The organism is Kitasatospora sp. NPDC001175 (genome assembly GCF_053598215.1).
This window is the reverse complement of the sequence record NZ_JBSFJU010000002.1, coordinates 260,020-279,422: the sequence shown is the minus strand read 5'-3', so window position 1 is coordinate 279,422 and position 19,403 is coordinate 260,020. Positions and strand designations below refer to the sequence as shown.

The following is a 19,403-nucleotide window of genomic DNA, read 5'->3' as shown; positions in this document are numbered from 1 at the left end:
CGGTGCGGGGCATAGTGGCCGTAGGGGGCGTACCCGAGGAGCTGCACGGAGGCCGGTCATGGCCAGACACGTCGAGTACCGCAGGATCTACTCAGATGCCGGCGCCGATGACGGTGTGCGCGTGCTGGTGGACCGGGTGTGGCCGCGCGGGCTGCGGAAGGACGCCGGGGCGTTCGACGTCTGGATGAAGGAGGTGGCACCGTCCACCGAGCTCAGGCGCTGGTACGGTCATGATCCCGAGCGCTATGGCGAGTTCCGCCGCCGCTACCTCGCCGAACTGCGTGATCCGGATCATCAGGAGGCCCTGCGCAGCCTGACCGAGATCGCCGACAGCGGGCCGCTGACCCTGCTCACCGCCAGCCGCGACGTCGACCACAGCCAGGCCGCGGTCCTCGCCGACCGGCTGGGCGGCCACGGCGGAAGGAGCCGCAGCGGAACGGGCCGCGGCGGAAAGCAGCCGTAGCAGTCGTAGTCGTCCAGGGGCCGTCCGGCACGCGCCGGGCGGCACCGGCGCGGACCGGCCCCCGGACCGGCCCACCGAGACAGTCCCCGAGAGCAGGAGTTGCCCATGCCGCCCACCGGCTCCGACGTCCCCCGCCTGCTGGCCGACCTCACCGAGTGCGTCGCCGCGGCCTCCCCGGACCGGCGTGGAGCGCTCTGGCGGCTCGCCGAGCCGGGACGGCAGCTCGACGCCAACCTGGTCCGCCTCCCGGCGGACGGCGCGGTCGAGGAGCACGCCGAGCCGGACCTGGACGTCCTGCTGCTGGTGGTCGAGGGCAGCGGCACCCTGTACTCCGAGGGGCGGCCCCAGCCGCTGACCCCCGGTGCGCTGGCCTGGCTGCCGCACGGCTCCCGGCGGGCGCTGCACGCCTCCTCTCGGGGACTGGCCTGGCTGACCGTGCACCGGCGGCGCCCCGGGATGACCATCCGGTCCGCACCACCGGCCGACCCCGCCCCGGCCGACCGGCCCACCGGGGGCGGCGATCCGGCCTGCTGGCTGGACCGGGTCTGCCCCGCCTGCGGGCGGCTGGCCGAGGGCGCGGCGCCGGCCTTCTGCAGCCGGTGCGGCGAGCGCCTGGAGGCCGTCTGAGCCACCGGCGGTACGCCTTCTACGTCTCCGGACTCCCGCCTCCGGACTCCCGCCGCAGCACGCGCGACCCTCCGTCAGGTCGGGCCGGTCGACGCGCCCTACGACGCGGTCATCGCGTCGCGGCTCTGGATCGCCCGCCGCAGCGCACGCGGCACCGGACCGGCCGCCGGGGCCAGCTTCTCGATCCGCGACCGGAACTCGCGCCTCTGCCGCCAGGTCAGCACGGTGCGCAGCTGGGCCGCGTCGGCGAGGGCCACCAGCGCCGCGTCGTCCGGGTCCACCCGGGAGAGCGGGCCGCGCAGCGCCGAGGAGACCGCTGCCTCCAGCGCCTTGCGCACCCTCGGCTCGCGCAGGGTGATCCGGGCGGCGGGGAACAGGCCGAGGACGCGGTGTTCCTCGACCGTGATCCAGCCCGCCGCGGCCAGGCCGTCCCGTACGGTGCGCGCGGTCCGGTGGCGGCGCCAGCCTATCCAGAGCTGCCAGCTGCGCGTCCGGCCATCGTGGATCTGCCGCCAGAGGTCGGCGAGCAGCGGGTCGAGCCCGGCGGGCACGATCCCCACGGCGGCGGCCGTGCGCCCGTCCTCGCGCAGCAGGCCCCGGCGCAGCAGGTCGGTGAGCATCGCCGCACGCATCAGGAAGTCCAGGTTGCGTCGGCAGGTGAGGCGCTCGCGCTCCGGGTCGTAGGCGAGCAGGTAGAGCTTTCCGGCGAGGGTTTCGGGCAGTTCCATGACGGACTCCGGGTGGCTTCGGCTTGACTCGGCTGGGTGCCGACGGGTCGGTCTCGGTACTGGGAGCGAGCAGAGCGGCAGCCGGGGAAGGCCGGGTCGGGGCTCCTGGGTCACCGGACCTCGCGGCCGGGCACCCGGCCGGGCCGTCCCGGCCGCAGCTCTTCGGCTTCAGGAGTCGCCCGGTTCCTGGCCCTCCGGCTCCAGGCGAGCCTTCGGCGGGCGGCCACGGCGGGGCAGGCGGGCCGCATCGCCCGGCATCCGGGCAGCTTCGGTGAGCGCCCGACGGAGCAGGAACTCGATCTGCGCGTTGGTACTCCGCAGCTCGTCCGAGGCCCACCTGGCCAGCGCGTCGTGGACCGCGGGGTCCAGGCGTAGCAGGATCTTCTTCCGCTCCGTCGCCACCGCGTGCTGCTCCTCACTGGTTCTACTGGTAGAGCGAGCCGGTGTTGACGACCGGCTGGGTGCCCCGGTCGCCGCAGAGCACCACCAGCAGGTTGCTCACCATCGCGGCCTTGCGCTCCTCGTCCAGCTCGACCACGTCGCGCTCGGCGAGCCGGTCCAGGGCCGCCTCGACCATACCGACCGCACCCTCCACGATCAGGCGACGGGCCGCGACCACCGCGCCGGCCTGCTGGCGCTGGAGCATCACCTGCGCGACCTCGGGAGCGTAGGCGAGGCGGGTGATCCGGGACTCGATCACCCGCACACCGGCCGAGGCGACCCGGGCGGCGATCTCCGCGGACAGCTTCCGGGTGATCTCGTCGGCGTTGTCGCGCAGCGACATCTCCCCCTCGCTGTGCGAGTCGTAGGGGTAGCTGTTGGCGATGTGGCGCACCGCGGTCTCGGTCTGGATGGCGACGAACTCGGTGTAGTCGTCCACCTCGAAGATGGCCTTCGCGGTGTCCTCGACCTGCCAGACCACGACCGCGGCCATCTCGATCGGGTTGCCGTCGGCGTCGTTGACCTTGGCGGTCTCGGTCTCGTGGTTGCGGATCCGGGTGGAGATCCGGCGGCAGCTGGTGAACGGGTTGATCCAGGTCGGTCCGTCGGCGCGGATGGTGCCCCGGTAGCGGCCGAACAGCTGGACTACCCGGGCCTGCCCGGGCGAGACGACGTGCAGGCCCCGGGACAGCAGGAGCCCGGACAGGACGAGCACCGGCCCGAGCACCAGTAGCGCGATACCGGCCCCGGTCGTACCGTCCTGCTGCAGGTTGCCGCCGGCGATGGCCAGGCCGATGCCGCCGAGCACGCAGAGCAGGACGAGCCCGAGCATCGGCAGCCCCGGCAGACCGGAGATGGTGCGCTCGGTGACCTTCGGGGTGGGGACGTCGAGGGCGAAGTCGTCCGCCGAGTCGATGTTGTTGTGCGGCGTGGTCATGGGACCGGGTTCCTCTCCTGCGGTATGGCACGAACCTAGCAAAGTGATATCACTTTTTGGCACCCCGCAAACCCCTTCCCTGCCCGACCTCCCGCATCGAGGGCCCCCATCCCCTCCCGACGCACACGGAGGACCCGGTTCCACCAACGCCACGGTGGGCCCCTGGCGGAGTTCCGCCAACCGCCCGCCACCGGCGGACGACGGATGGAAATGTGGTGGATTTCACGATCACCGCAGGCACCTCGACCCTGCCCCCGCACCGCCTCCGGCCTGGGCCTTCCCGCCACAGCGGGTCGGGGACGGACCGATGCGGAGGTACCCTGGAAAGCCTGCTGACGGATGGTCGGCATGGGCCCGCGGCGCCGGAACGACCGGCCGCGCGCAGCCTCGCCCACGCCACCGGGACACCACATCGAAAGTCAGCAAACCGGACATAAGCCTCGACATCTCCCGAAGGAGCGACAGACGCCCCTTGACTCAAGACTGAGGGGGATGAAGATGTGATGAAATTAAGTGTCCGATCCGACTGACGGACGGTGAGCTCCGGAATCCATGCACCAGGGGGATACGTTGGCTGGCTCGCGAATAGACGGCGAACCTGGCGGGCAGACGGCACTCCCCGCCAAGAAACAGTCGGCCGTCGCACCGACCGCCCCCAGCACCGTCGGCGTGCTCCAGTCGGAGCGTTCGAAGGTCGTCCGGGTGTACCGGCGGCTGCTCCCCGAGCGCAGCCGCGCGGCCATCGCCGGCATGGTCCCGTACGAGCTCCGCACCCAGGTGATCCACCGGCTCTCCCGCAGCCTCTCGGTCCAGCAGAAGGTCGCCACGGTGCACGGCGGTCTGCTGGCCAAGCGCCACCCCGCACTGTTCGAGTCGGGCCGGGTCACCCTGATCCAGGTCGGCCGGGCGCGGAAGATCGTCAGCCTCCGCCCGGACGCCGCCCCGCTGCAGGCCCGCAACGACAACCTCACCCTGGTCCGCACCGCCCTGGCCGAGGCCGGGATCGACTGCTTCGCCGTCCGCGGCTTCCAGGAGACCTCCGCCACCGTCGCCGTCTCGCGCGCCGACCGTCCGGCCGCGCACCGGGCGCTGGCGGCACTCTGCGCCACCGTCCCCGGCTACGTCTCGGTCATGCCGACCGACCGGCCCACCGTACCGACCCGTTCCGAGCCCGGCTTCGAGAAGCACACCTGGTCCACCGTCGCGCAGGCCGAGGTCATCCGGATGACCTGGTTCCACGCCGACCCCGGCACCACCTATGTGATGGGCCACGAGTACGGCTGCGACATCGAGTTCTGGGCGCCCGAGGACGGCGAGCTGGTCGCCCCGCGCCGCAACCGGATCACCGAGCGGGTCCCGGCCTGGCACGAGACCGTCCCCGCGCCCGTCGGCATGTTCACCCGGCTGGAGGCCTGGGACCGCCCCGAGAACCCGGTCCCGACCCGGCCCGAGTTCGCCCGCGCGCTGCCCGAGGACATCCGCTTCCCCATCGACGTCGTCTACACCTGGGTGGACGGCAACGACCCGGCCTGGCAGCGCCGCCGCGCCGAGGCCGACGGCTCCGCCCGGGACCTCAACCCCGAGGCCGCCAACGACGCGCGCTACATGAGCCGGGACGAACTCCGCTACTCGCTGCGGTCGTTGCACCTGAACGCGCCCTGGGTGCGCACCGTCTACCTGGTCACCGACGACCAGACTCCCCCCTGGCTGGACACCTCCAACCCCCGGATCAAGGTGCTCAGCCACCGGGAGATCTTCCGCGACAAGGACGTCCTGCCGACCTTCAACTCGCACGCCATCGAAAGCCAGCTGCACCACATCGAGGGGCTGTCCGAGCAGTTCCTCTACTTCAACGACGACGTCTTCCTGGGCCGCCCGATCTCGCCGCAGCTGTTCTTCCACTCCAACGGGCTGAGCAAGTTCTTCCCGTCGGTTGCGGCCGTACCGCTGGGCACCACCCCCTCGCTGCTGGACTCGCCGGTCTCGGCGGCGGCCAAGAACAACCGGCGGCTGATCGAGGAGGACTTCGGCAGCACGCTGGTGCAGAAGATGCAGCACGTTCCGCACGCGCTGCGACGCGAGGTGCTGTCCGAGATCGAGGAGCACTTCAAGGAGCTGCACCAGGCCACCTCGGAGGCCAAGTTCCGCAGCCCCTCGGACCTGTCGGTGGCCTCATCGCTGCACCACTACTACGGCTACCACAGCGCCCGCGCCGTGCCGTCCGAACTCAAGTACGCCTACCTGGACTTGATGCACCAGAGCACATCGCGGCGGCTCGCCCGCATCCTCGCCGCCCGGGACCTGGACGTCTTCTGCATCAACGACACCGTCTCGGACCGCAAGGACCTGGCGAACCAGCTGGAGCTGCTGCAGCCGTTCCTGAACGCGTACTTCCCGCAGCCCAGCCCCTTCGAGAAGCGGTGAACCGAGCGGCGCCGGACCGGGCACCCAACCGGGAAGCGCCCGGGGAGCGCGCGTTCAGACCGTGGTCCAGGGCCCGAAGGCGCTGCCGCCGTCCGGGGCCGACCGGCGGGTGAGGTGGAGGCGGGCGTCGGTGCCGATCACCGCTGCCACCATCCGGCCGGTCGAGTCCTCTGCGAGGGCCGGGGCGTACACCAGCTGCCCGCCGCTCTCCGCCCAGGCGATCCCCGCCGTGCCCGGACCCGCGACCAGCAGGCTCAGCAGCCCGGACCCGGCCCGGTCCGCGACCGCGGTGCCGCCGCGGCCGCCCGAGCCGTGCCGGGCCACCGCGACCTCGCCGATGCCGTCGTGCCCGGCGAGGACGGCCGGCAGCGGCGGCCAGTGCTCGCCGTCGGACTCCTGTCGGTAGGCCACCACGTCGCAGCTGCCGGCCTCCCGGTAGTAGAGGGTGAGCCGACCGGGAGCGGACTCCACCGGGGTGACCGAGCCGGCGACCGGCACCGGGACGCCGATGCGCTCCTCCCGGAACTCGCCACCCGGCTGCGCCTGACGCCAGCGCAGCACGCCGTAGGTGTCCGTCGCGAAGACCTGGACCGTACCGTCGTGGCCGGTGAACGCGGTCACCGCGTCCTGCAGCCGCGCTCCGCCGAGCTTCTGCCAGGGACTCCAGCCGCCCTGCGGCAGCTCGTGGCGGTGGCTCAGCCCGTGGGCGAAGTTGCGGACGAAGACATGGAGGCGCCCGTCCGCGTCGAAGGCGGCGGCAGGACCGCCGATCTCACGGCGCACCCGCTGGTCGGAGTTGCCGTAGTCCGGGCCCTCCAGCGACTCCCAGGGGCCGAAGTCGCCGCCGGGGGTGCTCTGCACCGCCCGCACCACCTCCACCCCGACCGCGTCCTTCTCCCCGGCCCAGCGCCGCAGCGCGACCAGCTGGACCCGGCCCGCCTTGTCCAGCCGCACTTGGAGCCTGGGCATCAGCCAGTCGCCGGCCAGGTAGCGGACCGCGCCCCAGCTCCCGCTCCCGGGTGCCTGCTCGGCCCAGTGCGCCACCCGGCCGCCGAGCACCGCGAAGGCGTTCAGCCGGCCGGTGCCGTCCTTGACCAGCCAGTCGGTGTCGGGGGTGTAGCGGTAGGCGGTGCTGATGATGTGGGTGGAGTCCCCGGGGTCGGGGCGCACCTGGTAGTCGCCGCAGTCGTTCGCCGGGCACGGGGCGCCGTAACCCGCGTACGGCATCAGGTACTTGCGCTTCTCGGCCTTGGCCGCGTAGCTCAGGTTCGACGGCCAGAACTTGCTGGTGTAACCGCGGAAGTGCTCGACCACCGGGCGCTCGCCGGTCTGCTCGGTGTACTGGCGCAGCGCGGCCAGCACGAACTGGGCGGTCGCGGTGTGGTCGATGTGGTCGGCGAGCGAGATGCCCGGCTCGTACGGGTCGTGCTCGGGGTCCGGGTCCAGGGTGCGCAGCACGGTGGGCCGGCGCTGCTTCAGCAGGTCGACCAGGCAGGCGACGACCCGGTCGCGACTGAAGTCCTGCGGCTGGGTGACCGGCGAGCCGGTGCCGGGCAGGGTGCTCTCCAGCGGGACGTCCTGGGACCAGAGGGTGCGCATCCGCACACCGGTGCCGTCCGGCGCCTTGGCCGAACCGTGCAGGTTCTGGGCGAGGTTGAAGAAGTACAGCTGCACCGCCGGGCGCTCGGCGAGGGTGCAGCGCTCCACCTGGGCACCGTCGCCGAGGGTCACCACCTCGCGGCGCCAGGCGGCCCGCTGGTTGCCGGTGGCCATCAGCGCGTAGGCCGAGCGGAGTCCGTTGTGCCGGGCCTCGGTGTAGCCGGGCTTGTCGGTCGGGGTCCTCTCGTGTTCCCGGTCGTCGTCGGTGGGGCTGTTCTTGCCGTCGGCCTCACCGGCGGTCATCACCACGGTGGCCACCGTGGAGCCTTCCGCGATGGAGCGCTGGAGCAGCGGGTTCATGAAGTACAGGTCGTCGTCGGGGTGCGCGATGATCTGCAGGTGCGAGCCGTGCCAGCGCTCTCCGGTGGGCGCGCCGCCGGCCCTGGACAGGTCCGTCAGAGCGGCCTCGTCCTCGTCCGGGCCGGCCCGGAACATCCCGCCGAGGCCGGTCAGTGAGAGCGCGGCCAGCCCGGCGCCGATGACGGTCCGGCGGCCCCACGTACGAGCGGTCCACCGGGTCGGTACGGCTTCGGGCGCGCTGTCCTGCGCGGCTGGAATCGGGCTCACGGGTCGGTCCCCCTGGGCAGTGTCGGGGTCGGCCGCGCTCCGCTGAAGTGGGGGTCCCCGTGTCAAGATCTGTTTCGGGGAACAATACTAAAATTCGCTGTTGGGCCCCTGGTCATGGGTGTCCATCAGCGATTCACCCGGCAGCGGATCCATCGGCCGGGTCACGCCCGGCAAGCGGCCGATGCCCTCCCGGCTGCCCCGGTGGCCGCCTCACCACATCCGTCCGGCGCGGCGACACAGGGCGACGGCCGCGCAACGGAGCGCGTCCGGCTGCCCGGCAGCGATTGAGGGACGGTGGAGTTGCGCCGATGATGGACTGATGGAGCAGGCGCCCCGCGAGCCGGGCGCGGAGGCCCCGTACGCGGTCTCCGCGGAGTTCTACGACGTCCTGCACGGTGCGCAGTACCGGCGCCAGGCACTGGCGCTGCGCGGTCCCGCCGCGGCCGCCCGGATCGGGATCGTGGAACTCGGCGCCGGCACCGGGCTGGTGACCGCGGTGCTGCTCGGCGCCTCGACCGTGCCGGTGCACGCGGTGGAGCCGGCCGCCGCGATGCGGGCGGTCCTGCTCTCCCGGCTGGCCTCGGCCGGCAGCGAAGCGCTCGGGCGGGTGACGGTCCATCCCTGCCGTGCCCAGCAGCTCGGGCTGTCGGCGGAGGTGGACCTGGCCGTCTGCCTCCGGGTGATCGCCTGCCTGCCGCCCGCCGAGCGCCGAGAGGTCTGGCACGCCCTCGCCGACTGGTTGCTACCGGACGGCCTGCTGTTCGTGGACCGCCCGCCCACCGCGCTGCTCACCGGGGCCGGACGCCATCGTGTCGGCGAGGCCCGGGTCGGAGCGGACGTCTACACCGCCTGGCTGACCGAGCGGCCGGAGCACGACCGCATCCGGCTCGACTACCTCTACCTGGTGCACCGGCGTGGCCGGGAGATCCGGCGGGCCCACGAGACCTTCCACCAGTGGCCGCTGGCCGACGACGAGTTGGCGAAGGAGTTGGCCGAGGCTGGTTTCGACCCGGAGGACGGCTACCGCCCGGACCTGCTCCGGCTCCGGCGGCTGGCCTGACGGCCCCGGGCCGCCGCTACCGCTGCGAGCGCGAGCCGCTGAAGGACATCGCCAGCGCGACCACCCAGCCGAGGAAGGTCCAGCCCAGGAACAGGTTGACGACCAGCACGGACCCCTTGTTCAAGGTGCCGCGCAGGAAGGCGACCAGAGTCGGGACGAAGTACACCACCACCCCGACGACCAGGAACACCGACACTCCCCCGCTTCTCACCATGCTGCGAGCGTACAAGTCCCTTGCGGTGAAGGACAGATGGCGGAATGCACGTTGTCGCACCGCAGGCACGCACGCCAGCCCCGGCCACCCAGTGTGGCCACCTCTTCACCAACCGGCACACCAGCCCCTAGCATCGGCTGCGGCCGGTCAGCCTCCCGAAAGGCGGCAGCAATGCCCACCATCAGCGTGGTCACCGTCGTGCCCGACGAGCACCGCCTCCCGGAGGCGTACCGCTCGCTGTCCGCCCAACGGCTGCCCGACGGCTGGCAGTGGCAGTGGGTCCTCCGGGGCGTCCGGGACCTGCCGGAGGCCGGGCTGCCCGAGGACGGACGGATCTCCGCGGCAGCGCCGGCCTGCGACCGGGACGCACTCACCCGCACCACCGGATGCCTGCTGCGGACCCTGGACGCCGACGGGCTGCTCCCGCAGGACGCGCTGAAGCGGGACATCGAGCTCATGACCGCGCGCCCCGAGCTCGGCTGGTGCCTCTCGCCGGGCCTGCAGCTGCTGCCCGACGGGACCACGGCGGCCGACCCCGACGGTCCACCGCCCGGTCCGATCGCACCGGGCATCCTGGCCGGCACCCTCCGCTCCGGTCAACTCCCGGCCCCAGGAGCGGCGTTGACCGTACGGACCGAGCTGCTGCGCGCTCTCGGCGACCGGCTCGACGAACCCGGCGGGGCGGGGCTCGGGCTACTGCTGGCCTGCGAGGCCGTCGCCCAGGGCTGGATGCTCGCCGAGCCCGGCACGATCCACCGGAACGGCCGCCGGCTCCCGCCCTCCGAAGACGCGGTGGCCGCGGCGCTCGGCCGGGCCGACGCGCTGCTGCGCACCGGCTGGCGCCGCCAGAGCCCACCCGCGCTCAGCCGGTTCGAGCAGCAGCTCGGACGGTCGTCGGATCCGCAGTGGTCCCACGACCACCGGGTGGAGATCCACGGCGCCGTGAACGCGGTGCTGCGCGAGGCCGACGACATCATGAAGCGGCGCACCAGGAACGGGCTTTGGACCCCACCGGGCGAGATCGCCGAGGGCGGCAGCAACATCGGCCTGGTGACGGCGGCCCGGGTCTGGGTGCTGGACCGCCTGGAGGCTCGGATCCGCGCCGCGCGCGAGGTGCTCGACCAGGTCGAACGCGACAGCCGCGCCTACCGCGAGGAGGGGCCGGCCGCCCGGCTCCGGGTGTAGCGCGTGAAGAGGAAGCCGTCCTCCTCCAACACGGCGGCGAGGACCATCCTGGTCCGGTCCGCCGCACCCCGCTGATCCAGGATGCGCGGGCTCTCGCCCGCCGTGAGCAGCGGGGAGACGGTCAGGCAGAGCTCGTCCAGCAGCCCGGCCGCCCACAGCCGGCCGAGCAACCGCGGACCGCCCTCGCAGTGCACCCGGCACAGCCCGCGCGCCGTCAACTCGCGCATCAAAAGCGATGGTTCGACCTGCTCCTCGCCCGCGACGACCACCTCGGCGACCCGCTCCAACGCCCGCCGGGCGGCGGCCGGTGCCCGGCGTGCGGTGATCACCATGGTCCGTGCGCCGGGGGACGCCGCGGGGCGGGCGAAGAGGTCCGAGGCGGGATCGAGGTCCAGCCGGGCGCTCACCACCGCGATCGCGGGCGCCGGTTCCTGCCCGGCGGCCGACCTGGCCCGCACCAGCTCCGGGTGCACCTCGGCAGGTCCGTACCCCTCACTGCGCGCCGTCCCCGCACCGACCAGCACCGCGTCGGCCAACGCCCGCAGCACGCCCAGCAGTTCCGCGTCCGCCGGCCCCGAGAGGCCGCCCGACCGGCCCCGCCACACCGCCGCCCCGTCCAGCGCCGACACCATGCACGCCCGCACCCAGGGCCGCCCGGCCGCCGCCTCTGCCGGATAGCGGTACACCTCGGCCAGCCACCGGGTCCGGTCCGACTCCGGTGCCACCACCACGGGTTGGGGGTACAGCTGCCGCATGCCGACCAGTCTGGCACCCTCGCGTCCCTGTCGCGGTCCAACGGCCGGGCCGACGGTGTGCCGACCTGTCACCAGCCGCCAGGGAAACGCGAGTTCGCCGTGCCCGTCCGCCCCGGATGCCTCCGGGCTCAGCCGGTCGGGCTGAACCGCTCGGTGCCGACCACGTCGAGGAGGGCGAGGCGGCTGGCCGCGTCGGTGCCGGGCGGCGGGGTGTAGAGGACGAGGCGCTGGTCGCCCTCGGGGGCGAGCAGGACCTGGCAGTCGAGGTCGACGGGTCCGATCACGGGGTGGAGGACCCGCATCCGGGTGTGGCGGCGGACGGCGACCTCGTGCAGGTTCCACAGGGCCCCGAACTCGGGGCTGGCGGCGCGCAGCCGCTCCACCAGCCGGACGGCGGCCGGGTCGCCCGAGCGGCGGCCGGTGGCGGCGCGCAGGTCGGCCACATGGAGGCGGCTGTAGTGGTCGTGCTCCTCGACGGGGTACGCGGCGCGGACGGCGGGGTCGCCGAACCAGCGCCAGACCACGTTCCGGCCGTGCTCGGACACCGTGCACACCCCACCGAGCAGCGCCTGGGCGACGGCGTTCTGGGCGAGGACGTCGCCGAGGTCGCTGAGCACCTGGGCCGGGGTGGTGGGGAGTTGGTCGAGCAGATGCAGCAGGCCGGGGCTGACGTGGTCACCGGCGGCGTGGGCGGCGGGCGGGCGGTGCCCGGCGAGCAGGTACAGGTGGTCGCGTCCGTCCACGTTCAGCCGCAGCGCCCGGGCGAGCGCGGAGAGCATCTGCGGCGACGGCTGCGGGCCGCGGGCCTGCTCCAGCCGGATGTAGTAGTCGGCCGACATCCCGGCGAGCTGGGCGACCTCCTCGCGCCGCAGCCCCGGGGTCCGGCGCCGGGGACCGGAGGGCAGGCCCACGTCCTGCGGGCGTACCCGGTCCCGGGAACAGCGCAGGAAGTCGGCCAGCTCAGCACGGTTGATGATCATGCCGGACATCTTGCCCGACCCGTGCCCGGGCCGAACCAGGGACTGCCGATCCCAGGCTCAACGAAGCTCTCCCGCCCCGGACCGGTCGGCGGAAGTCTTGGCGGTGCCGGAGCGAACGCCCGGCCCCGGCAGCGCCGGGCAGCACCCCGGCAGCGGCCGGGAGAGTCGAGGAGTACCACCATGGCAACCGTTTCCGTCGCCGGCGCCCAGGTCCACTACGAGCGCACCGGCTCCGGCCCGACTCTCGTCCTGGTCCACGGCACCGGATCCGGCGGCGCGGCGGTGAACTGGGGCCAGACCGTCCCGTCCTTCACCGGGCACCGCACCGTCATCACCCCGGACCTGTCCGGCTCCGACCGCACCACCGACGACGGCTCGCCGCTGACCGTGGAGGGCCTGGCGGCCCAGGTGATCGCCGTCATCGAGAACGCGGGCACCGGCCCGGTCGACCTGCTGGGCTTCTCGATGGGCTCCACGGTCACCGCGGCGGTCGCCGCGCTCCGCCCCGACCTGGTACGGCGGCTGGTCCTGGTGGCCGGATGGGCCCACACCGACGGCGACGAGTACCTGCGCAACCTGTTCACCCTGTGGCAGCAGCTGGGGCGGACCGACTCCGAGGCCTTCGGACGGCTCGTCACCATGACCGGCTTCAGCCGCGACTTCCTCAACTCCATCGGCCGCGAGCAGATCGAGCAGCTGATCCCCAACATGCCGCCCACCCCGGGCACCCTGCGCCACGTCGACTACGACCTCCGCGTCGACATCCGCGCCCTGCTGCCCCGCATCCAGGCAAAGACCCTGGTCATCGGCTGCACCCAGGACGCCACCGTGCCCGTCGAGAACAGCAGGGCACTGCACGCGGCGATCGCGGACAGCCACTACGCCGAGATCGACGCGGGGCACGTGGCGCTCTTCGAGAAGCCCGAAGAGTTCGTCAAGCTGGTGGACGAGTTCACCCGTTGAGCCACCGGATGGCGACGATTCGGGCCGCACTCCCCCGGGGGCCGCTGCTGCCCGCTCCGCATCCGCCCGCACCGGGCGGGTGCGGAGCAGCGCTTGGGTCGGGAGGGCGGTCGCGACGAGGCTGAGCGGGATCGCTCCGGCGGCCGGCGGCAGCGGGGTGCAGGCGGCCGCTTCGTCCGGGGCGGGGTGGTCGATGTCTTCCCGGACTCGCGGCCTCAGGTCAGAGCCCGTACGGGGTCCGCCGCGCGTCGACCGGCCACGGATTTGAACGCGTTCAATGTTAGGTTACGGTGTGTCGAGGACGCCGCGGCGGCGCGCCGTTTCCGCTGCGTACCCGCCTTGGGGACCGGTGTGTCCGCACGCCGCCCGGACCGGCGGGGCGAGTCCCGGCCGGTCCGTACGGACGGGCGTCCTTCATTCGACGGCCGACACACAGGGGGAAGAAATGAGTACGGACGGATTCGCCGACTGGGTGGCGGAGTTCGAAGCCGAGAAGGAGCGCCGGGCCAGGGCCGGGGACCCTGACTGGTCGCAGGGGGCGACCCTGCCGGCCGCCGTCTGGCGCAGCCTGCAGCGCTTCCAGGTCGGCGAGGACGGGGACGGCCGGAACCTGATCAGCAAGGCCGACCAGGCCGGGGACGACACCTACGCGACCGCGGTCCGCCTGTTCGTCGCGGAGGAGCAGAACCACGGGCGCCAGCTGGCCCGCCTGCTGGCGGCCGGTGGCGTCGCCACCCTGGAAGGCCACTGGAGCGACCGGATCTTCGTGCGGTTCCGCCGACTGCTGGGAATGCGCCTGGAGTTGATGGTCCTGATGATCGCCGAGCTGGTCGCCGTCGAGTACTACCGGACCGTCCGCGACCGGGTCGCGGACCCGCTCACCCGCGAGGTCACCGCCAGGATCCTGGCCGACGAACGGCGCCACATCCCCTTCCACTGCAGGCGCCTTCGCCACTCGATCGAGGAACTGCCCGCAGCCCTGCGGCCGGTCGCGATACTCGGCTGGCGCCTCCTGCTGCTGGCCGCCACCCTCTTCGTCATCCTGGACCACGGCCCGGCACTGCACGCACTCCAGGTGCGGCGGACCCGCTTCCTCGCCGGAGTCATGCGCTCCTCGACGAGCGTCGCGGCGGCCATGCTCGGCAGGCACCAGGCGCGCACGGCGGGCGCCGCCTCGCGGCATCCGCTCTCGGCCTGACGGTACGCGGGCTCCGCCGCCGGACCGCCGGGGCCCCTTGCTCCGGCCCGTCCGGGGATCGTCCTGATCACCGATCCCCGGACAGGCTTGAACCGACTGAACGTCAGTTCTTCTTGACGGTGCCACCCTTGGCGTCGTCAGGGCTGCCGGCGGCGCCGTTTCCGACACCGCGCACCACGATCGGCCATTCGCGGTGGAAGACCGGGAGCGGCAGGTCCTTCTCCAGGATCGGGGTGCCGAGGATGGCGATGCGCGCCATCAGGGCGCCGTTGATGTCGATCCCGCCGTAAAGACCGAACTTCCCGTTGACGGTCGGTGCGGCACCGCTGGTGTCGATGGCGACCGAACCGTCCAGCGTGGTCTTCAGGTACGGCTCGATGGTGGCCTTCACACCCACGGTATCGTAGAGGGCGACCGACGCTTCGGCGACCAGGCCGGTGCGCACCGAGGCGTTGCCGGCGAGCTTGGCCCGGACCGGGGAGATGGTGGTGGTGCCGGGGTCGGTGGCCTTGGTCCAGCCGCTCCCCTTGGTGTAGTCGGCGTGGACGCCCCAGCTACCGGCGAGGTCCTGCTCGACGTCGACGGTGACACTGCCGTCCGCACTGATCTGCGCGGCGAGGGTGAGGTCCAGGTTCACCACGACCGGCAGCTGTCCGACCATCAGCACGGGGCTGGCGTGGAGCTTGGCCACCGGGATCCGGATCGGGGTGGCGGATGCGGTGAGTCCGGCGTTGACGTGCCAGTTGGCGTGCGCGCCGAGCTCGAATCCGACTCGGGCCTGCTGGGGGCCGAGGATCCCGCGGCCGCCCTGGTAGGAGAAGTCGACGGTCGGGTCGAGTTCGAGCGAGCCGGAGAGGCCGACCGAAGCTCCGTGCGGCAGCGGGACGGTGGTGTTCGCGTTCAGCTGCAGCCCCGTCGAGACGGAGCCGCTCCCGCCGCCGGGGTGCGCGTCGAAGGAGACCTTGAGGTCCTTGACCAGCGGCTGGACCTGGATGTTGTGCGAGTCGAGGGCACTGCGGAGCTTGGCGGTGGACTCGCCGAGCAGTTCGGAGATGGTGGCCGGGCGGGTGCTGACCGCCACCTTCCCGTCGTCGGCCGGCCGCACGTCGGTGATCGCGACCAGCGCACCGCGCGGCGCGGCCGCGGACGGCGGACTGTCGATCAGCTGACCGGCACGGACACCGGCCACGGCGGCGGCCGCGGTGGCCTTGGCCGAGGCGGACGCGGAGGCCGGGGCCGCGGCCTTGGCCGAGGCGGGCGCGGATGTCGACGCGGACGCGGAGGCCGGGGCTGACGCCGAGGCCGGGGCTGACGCCGAGGCGCTGTGGCCGAGTGCGGCCGCGGGCTTGTCGGCGACGGCGAGAACGGCCTCACCGGTCCGCTGGTCGTAGGAGTCCAGCTTCAGGTCGGGAGTGCCGACCGCGGCGGGCGCTCCGGACGGGGACGGGCTGGCCAGCGCGACGTTCGGCGAGCCGGTGGTGGCCTGGCCGGCCGTAGAGGTCTCCGCAGCCGAAGTCGCCAGCACCACCTTCGAGGCGCCAGTGGAGTCCAGGCCGGTCACCCGGCTCGAAGCGGTCTGGGCGATCGGGGCGGACGCGGCCTCGGCGGCCGTGGCCGCGGCATCGGTCGACCGGTCCGCCGGCGTGGTCGGATTGCAGCCGCAGAGCGTGAACAACGCGGTTGCGGCGAGCGCGGGCAGCGCGAAGGTACGTATGGACAAGCTGGTGATCACCTTCGTTACGAGGGTAGGGAAGGCAGAACTTGCCTGCACCGGCATGCTACTGACAAGTAGTCAGCAAAGGTAAACCGTTGCTCAAGCAATGCTCAAGAGATCAGATCCGCACGACATCGTGCGTAAACGATCCGATTCCTTCCCGCCCCGCACACCCGCCGACGCCACAGCGCACGACCCGCGCGGGCACACCCACCCCCGGCCTTGATGCCGGCCTGCACCAGCGCTTTGCCGTCGACAACTGGTCGCCCCCGGACGGCTTCCCATCAGCACATCCGACTCGGGTCGACCCGGGACCGGCGAGCCGGACGAACACGACTCGGAGCGCTCTCGACGACCATGTTCGCGCCAGCCTCGCCGGTCCGTTCACCCCGACCGCCTCGCCCTGGCGATCCGGGAGTCGACGGGTTGACTCAATGACTGATCGTCAGCAACCCAGGTTCGGGCCGGGGTCGATGCCGAGGATCCGGGTGAAGCTCTGGTACGCGTTGATCCGGCTCTGCACCTGGGCGGGGTTGCCGCCGTTGCACTCGATCGAGCCGTTGATGCTGCGGATGGTCTCGCCGAAGCCGCGACCGTTGACGATGGCGTCGTGCGGCGTCATGGTGCCGGGGCCCCGCTGGGTGTTCCAGTACCAGAGCGCGGTCTTCCAGGAGACGGCGGAGTCGTTCTGCACCAGGTTGGGGTCGTGCAGCAGGTCGATGCCGAGAGCATCGCCGGCGGCCTTGTAGTTGAAGTTCCAGCTGAGCTGGAGCGGTCCGCGCCCGTAGTAGGCGGCCTGTCCTGCCGGGCAGCCGTAGGGCTGGTTGGCGTCGCAGTAGTGCGGGTAGTTGGCGGTGTTCTGCTCGACGACGTAGACCAGCCCGCCGGTCTCGTGGCTGACGTTGGCGAGGAAGGCGGCGGCCTCCTGCTTGCGGACGGTGTCGCTGCCGGTGGCGGCGAAGGCCGGGTAGGCGCCGAGCGCGGCGGTCAACCCGGAGTAGCTGTAGAAGGAGTTCCGGTTCGGGAACATCTGGTTGAACTGGGCCTCACTGACCGGGAACTGGCCCGGGCCGGGCGGCTGGCTGGGGCCGCAGGCGTACGGCTCCCAGTACCAGGTGCTGATCACCGGGTCGTAGCCGGGGTTGTCGTGAGTGGCCCGGTAGAAACCGCCGTTGGTGTACCGGACGATCGAGCCGGCCTGGTAGTACTGCCCGGCGACCCAGTCCGGGTAGTTGCAGCCGTCCTTGGGCGGCGTGGTCGGACCACCCTGGCCGCCGCAGCCCCCCTGGTCGGCCCAGACTCCGGAGGAACCGCCCGGGGTCTCGTTCTGCGTCCACCACTTCGCGGACCAGTTGTGGCCGGCGTACGAGGCCGGGGACCCGCCGCTGTACGCGGTGGCCGGGTTCCACGGCGCTGCACAGGAGGCCGCGTTGGCGGCGGCCGCGGGAAGCAGCACGGCCATTGCCAGCACCGTGAACGCGGCGGAGAGCAGCGCGAGTATGCGCTTGCATGCAGGCGTGGCAGTTCCGCGATCGCGGCCATTGGCTCGCGCTCACCATCGGCCAGTGGGACAAGGAGCTGCCGCTCGAACTGCTGGCTGCGGTCGGCCGGACCGCTGCGCTCGACCCGAACCGGTGCAGCTACCCCGCGAGCGGCCCGGGCTCCGACCTCCCGCACCACCTCCACCAGCCGCTCGACCCCGGCTGAGCATGGGTTCTGGCAACAGAACTCACTCCCGCTCAGTCTTCAGGAACGGTGGTGGCCGCCCGATACGAGAAGCGCGCCCACGTGTTCCGTGGCACCGTCACCCGCACGGCGATCAGGCTCCGGCTGCACCCGTAGTGCCGGGTCCCGGAGCGCGTCCTGGATCCGTCTCGGCCGTGCGGAGAGCCGATGGCCCGGAGTCGGTCCAGCAAGCAGGGCTACCGCCCGGCGACGTTGAGGATGCGCTCAGCCACCAAGGCCGGCTGGTCAGTTGGCAGCGCGTGGCCCGCGCCGGGCACGATCTCCACCCGGGCGGAGGGCACGAGCCTGCCGAGGCGGTCGGCGACCTCGCGTGAGTCGTGCATGGCGCTGCGTTCCCCGAGCAGGAACAGCGATGGGACGCGCAGGCGGCGCAGTTCTTCGTCGGAGAAGACCGGGGGCACCGGGAGTGCACGACGGAATCCCATCGACGCGCGCATCAGGCCCATGAGTTCGCTCTCCAGGATGGCGCTGTTGCCGACCAGGCGGGCCAGGCGGGGACGGAGTGGACGCGGCGCGGCTGCGGCGAGCCCGCCGGCGATCAGCCAGGCGTAGAACCGGGGGCCAAAATCGGCGAAGCCCGCCGGATCCACCAGGGTGAGGCCGGCAGTCCGGCCGGGCCGGTGGATCTGGTGGTTGAGCGCCAGCCAGCCGCCGTAGGAGCAGCCGACGACATGGGCGGCCGGCACCTCCAGTGCGGCCAGGACTTCGTCCAGCCAGGCAGCGCCGTCCCGGCCGTCACCGATCGGGGCGGTCTGCACGCTGGCGCCCGGCTCGCCGACCGTGTCGACGGCGATGACCGGACGGCGCCGAGCCAGCACGTCGATGTACCGATGCCACATCAGAGCATTTCCGCCCGAGCCGGGCAGCAGCACGATCGGCTCGCCGCCCTGCGGCCCGGTCCGGTAGACGCGGGTGGTCCCGAAGGCGGTCGTGATGTCGAGCGCCGTCCGTGGCCCCGGCCACAGTTCCTCCAGGGTCCGCTCGTAGGCGGCGCGGAACCGGTCCCTGGCCTGGCCGTTCCTGAACTCGCTGATTCTCATGATACATGTGTATCACGGCATGATACGGGTGTACCAGGAGAGAGAGGTCGCGTCATGACCGTGCGGGTGGATCACGAGGAGCGCAGAAGGCAGATCGCCGAGGCGCTGCTGCGCATCGCCGACACCCAGGGCCTGCAGTCGGCCAGCATGCGGGCGGTCGCCGCCGAAGCCGGCGTCTCGCTGCGGCTGGTGCAGTACTACTTCACCACCAAGCAGGCGCTTCTGCTGGACGCGCTGGCCAGGCTCGGCACCCAGCTCCAGGCCCGCATGGAGAGCTGGATCAGAGCGGCGGGCTCCCCGCCCACACCGCGCAGCATCGTGACTGCGATCCTGTCGAGCATCCTGCCGACCGACCCGGAGAGCCGCCGGATCACCAGGACCTACGCCGCCTACTACACCCTGGTCCTCAACGATCCCGAACTGGTGGGGAAGCACGGCACATCCCAGCCCGACTTGCTCGAGGGCTTCCTCGCCAAGCAGCTCCGCGCGGCCCAGCAGGCCGGGGAGATCGCCCCCGACCGGAACCCCGAGATGACCGCGGCCGGACTGCTGGCCATGGTCAACGGCCTGGGCTCAAGCGTGTTGGGTTACCAGCGCACCGGCGAGGCCGCACTGGCGATCCTCAACCACCACCTGGACGAACTGTTCCGGTCTCCCTGAGAGACGACGAGGGCCGGCTCCGAGTCCCGCCCGACGTTCCGG

General features: G+C 72.4%; 19 protein-coding genes. 9 read left to right on the top strand and 10 right to left on the bottom strand.

Annotated elements, in window-relative coordinates; translation table 11 throughout:
• Positions 1 to 58: 58 nt before the first annotated feature.
• Positions 59 to 463: a DUF488 domain-containing protein gene (locus tag ACWDAK_RS03190; RefSeq protein WP_427394412.1), complete on the top strand. Its 405-nt coding sequence runs from the start codon at positions 59 to 61 to the stop codon at positions 461 to 463.
• Positions 464 to 568: 105 nt separating this feature from the next.
• Complete coding sequence (locus ACWDAK_RS03185) at positions 569 to 1,090, top strand: cupin domain-containing protein (protein WP_427394413.1); 522 nt, start codon at positions 569 to 571, stop codon at positions 1,088 to 1,090.
• A 98-nt stretch (positions 1,091 to 1,188) separates the two neighbouring features.
• Here ACWDAK_RS03185 and ACWDAK_RS03180 read toward each other — a convergent pair whose 3' ends face one another.
• The 3 genes from ACWDAK_RS03180 to ACWDAK_RS03170 all read right to left on the bottom strand — a co-directional run bounded on the left by ACWDAK_RS03180 (position 1,189) and on the right by ACWDAK_RS03170 (position 3,196).
• A complete protein-coding gene (locus tag ACWDAK_RS03180) occupies positions 1,189 to 1,818 on the bottom strand; it encodes a GOLPH3/VPS74 family protein (protein WP_344636422.1) in 630 nt (209 codons plus the stop codon).
• A 168-nt stretch (positions 1,819 to 1,986) separates the two neighbouring features.
• On the bottom strand, positions 1,987 to 2,220 hold the full coding sequence (locus ACWDAK_RS03175) for a hypothetical protein (RefSeq protein WP_344636423.1): 234 nt from the start codon (positions 2,218 to 2,220) through the stop codon (positions 1,987 to 1,989).
• A gap of 22 nt (positions 2,221 to 2,242) precedes the next feature.
• Positions 2,243 to 3,196 carry an SPFH domain-containing protein gene (locus tag ACWDAK_RS03170; protein WP_344636424.1) on the bottom strand — a complete coding sequence of 318 codons (954 nt, stop codon included), beginning with the start codon at positions 3,194 to 3,196 and terminating at the stop codon, positions 2,243 to 2,245.
• Positions 3,197 to 3,766: 570 nt separating this feature from the next.
• Here ACWDAK_RS03170 and ACWDAK_RS03165 point away from each other — a divergent pair.
• A complete protein-coding gene (locus tag ACWDAK_RS03165; protein WP_344636425.1) occupies positions 3,767 to 5,620 on the top strand; it encodes a stealth family protein in 1,854 nt (617 codons plus the stop codon).
• Between the two features lie 54 nt (positions 5,621 to 5,674).
• Here the strand turns inward: ACWDAK_RS03165 and ACWDAK_RS03160 are convergent, their stop codons facing one another.
• Positions 5,675 to 7,846, bottom strand: a complete 2,172-nt coding sequence (locus ACWDAK_RS03160; RefSeq protein ID WP_427394414.1) for a PIG-L family deacetylase — start codon at positions 7,844 to 7,846, stop codon at positions 5,675 to 5,677.
• Between the two features lie 319 nt (positions 7,847 to 8,165).
• Here ACWDAK_RS03160 and ACWDAK_RS03155 point away from each other — a divergent pair, with 319 nt between their 5' ends.
• A complete protein-coding gene (locus tag ACWDAK_RS03155) occupies positions 8,166 to 8,906 on the top strand; it encodes a class I SAM-dependent methyltransferase (protein ID WP_344636427.1) in 741 nt (246 codons plus the stop codon).
• Between the two features lie 16 nt (positions 8,907 to 8,922).
• On the opposite strand, the gene ACWDAK_RS03150 is transcribed toward ACWDAK_RS03155, so the two are convergent.
• Positions 8,923 to 9,120, bottom strand: a complete 198-nt coding sequence (locus ACWDAK_RS03150; protein WP_344636428.1) for a superinfection immunity protein — start codon at positions 9,118 to 9,120, stop codon at positions 8,923 to 8,925.
• A gap of 171 nt (positions 9,121 to 9,291) precedes the next feature.
• On the opposite strand from ACWDAK_RS03150, the gene ACWDAK_RS03145 reads away from it, so the two are divergent.
• Positions 9,292 to 10,305 (top strand): hypothetical protein, encoded by a 1,014-nt coding sequence (locus tag ACWDAK_RS03145; protein WP_344636429.1) that lies wholly within the window; start codon positions 9,292 to 9,294, stop codon positions 10,303 to 10,305.
• On the opposite strand, the gene ACWDAK_RS03140 is transcribed toward ACWDAK_RS03145, so the two are convergent.
• Entirely contained in the window at positions 10,266 to 11,060 is a 795-nt protein-coding gene (locus ACWDAK_RS03140) for a pyrimidine reductase family protein (RefSeq protein WP_344636430.1), read from the bottom strand. The two genes, ACWDAK_RS03145 and ACWDAK_RS03140, sit on opposite strands and share 40 nt — an antisense overlap.
• A gap of 128 nt (positions 11,061 to 11,188) precedes the next feature.
• Positions 11,189 to 12,049: a helix-turn-helix domain-containing protein gene (locus ACWDAK_RS03135; RefSeq protein ID WP_344636431.1), complete on the bottom strand. Its 861-nt coding sequence runs from the start codon at positions 12,047 to 12,049 to the stop codon at positions 11,189 to 11,191.
• Positions 12,050 to 12,220: 171 nt separating this feature from the next.
• On the opposite strand from ACWDAK_RS03135, the gene ACWDAK_RS03130 reads away from it, so the two are divergent.
• Positions 12,221 to 13,003, top strand: a complete 783-nt coding sequence (locus ACWDAK_RS03130) for an alpha/beta fold hydrolase (RefSeq protein WP_344636432.1) — start codon at positions 12,221 to 12,223, stop codon at positions 13,001 to 13,003.
• A gap of 445 nt (positions 13,004 to 13,448) precedes the next feature.
• Positions 13,449 to 14,201, top strand: coding sequence for a ferritin-like domain-containing protein (locus ACWDAK_RS03125; protein WP_344636433.1), 753 nt, complete (start codon positions 13,449 to 13,451; stop codon positions 14,199 to 14,201).
• Between the two features lie 103 nt (positions 14,202 to 14,304).
• On the opposite strand, the gene ACWDAK_RS03120 is transcribed toward ACWDAK_RS03125, so the two are convergent.
• Together ACWDAK_RS03120 and ACWDAK_RS03115 are read right to left on the bottom strand one after the other, a co-directional pair.
• The gene (locus ACWDAK_RS03120) at positions 14,305 to 15,921 is read right to left on the bottom strand and encodes a hypothetical protein (protein WP_427394415.1); all 1,617 of its coding nucleotides are present in this window, start codon (positions 15,919 to 15,921) and stop codon (positions 14,305 to 14,307) included.
• A gap of 439 nt (positions 15,922 to 16,360) precedes the next feature.
• Positions 16,361 to 17,377: a glycoside hydrolase family 19 protein gene (locus ACWDAK_RS03115; protein WP_427394416.1), complete on the bottom strand. Its 1,017-nt coding sequence runs from the start codon at positions 17,375 to 17,377 to the stop codon at positions 16,361 to 16,363.
• 47 nt (positions 17,378 to 17,424) lie between these two features.
• Between ACWDAK_RS03115 and ACWDAK_RS03110 the strand changes: the two genes are divergently transcribed.
• Entirely contained in the window at positions 17,425 to 17,622 is a 198-nt protein-coding gene (locus ACWDAK_RS03110; RefSeq protein ID WP_427394417.1) for a hypothetical protein, read from the top strand.
• 215 nt (positions 17,623 to 17,837) lie between these two features.
• On the opposite strand, the gene ACWDAK_RS03105 is transcribed toward ACWDAK_RS03110, so the two are convergent.
• Positions 17,838 to 18,701 (bottom strand): alpha/beta fold hydrolase, encoded by an 864-nt coding sequence (locus tag ACWDAK_RS03105; protein WP_427394418.1) that lies wholly within the window; start codon positions 18,699 to 18,701, stop codon positions 17,838 to 17,840.
• 60 nt (positions 18,702 to 18,761) lie between these two features.
• On the opposite strand from ACWDAK_RS03105, the gene ACWDAK_RS03100 reads away from it, so the two are divergent.
• Positions 18,762 to 19,361 carry a TetR/AcrR family transcriptional regulator gene (locus ACWDAK_RS03100; protein ID WP_427394437.1) on the top strand — a complete coding sequence of 200 codons (600 nt, stop codon included), beginning with the start codon at positions 18,762 to 18,764 and terminating at the stop codon, positions 19,359 to 19,361.
• The last annotated feature ends 42 nt before the right edge of the window (positions 19,362 to 19,403 follow it).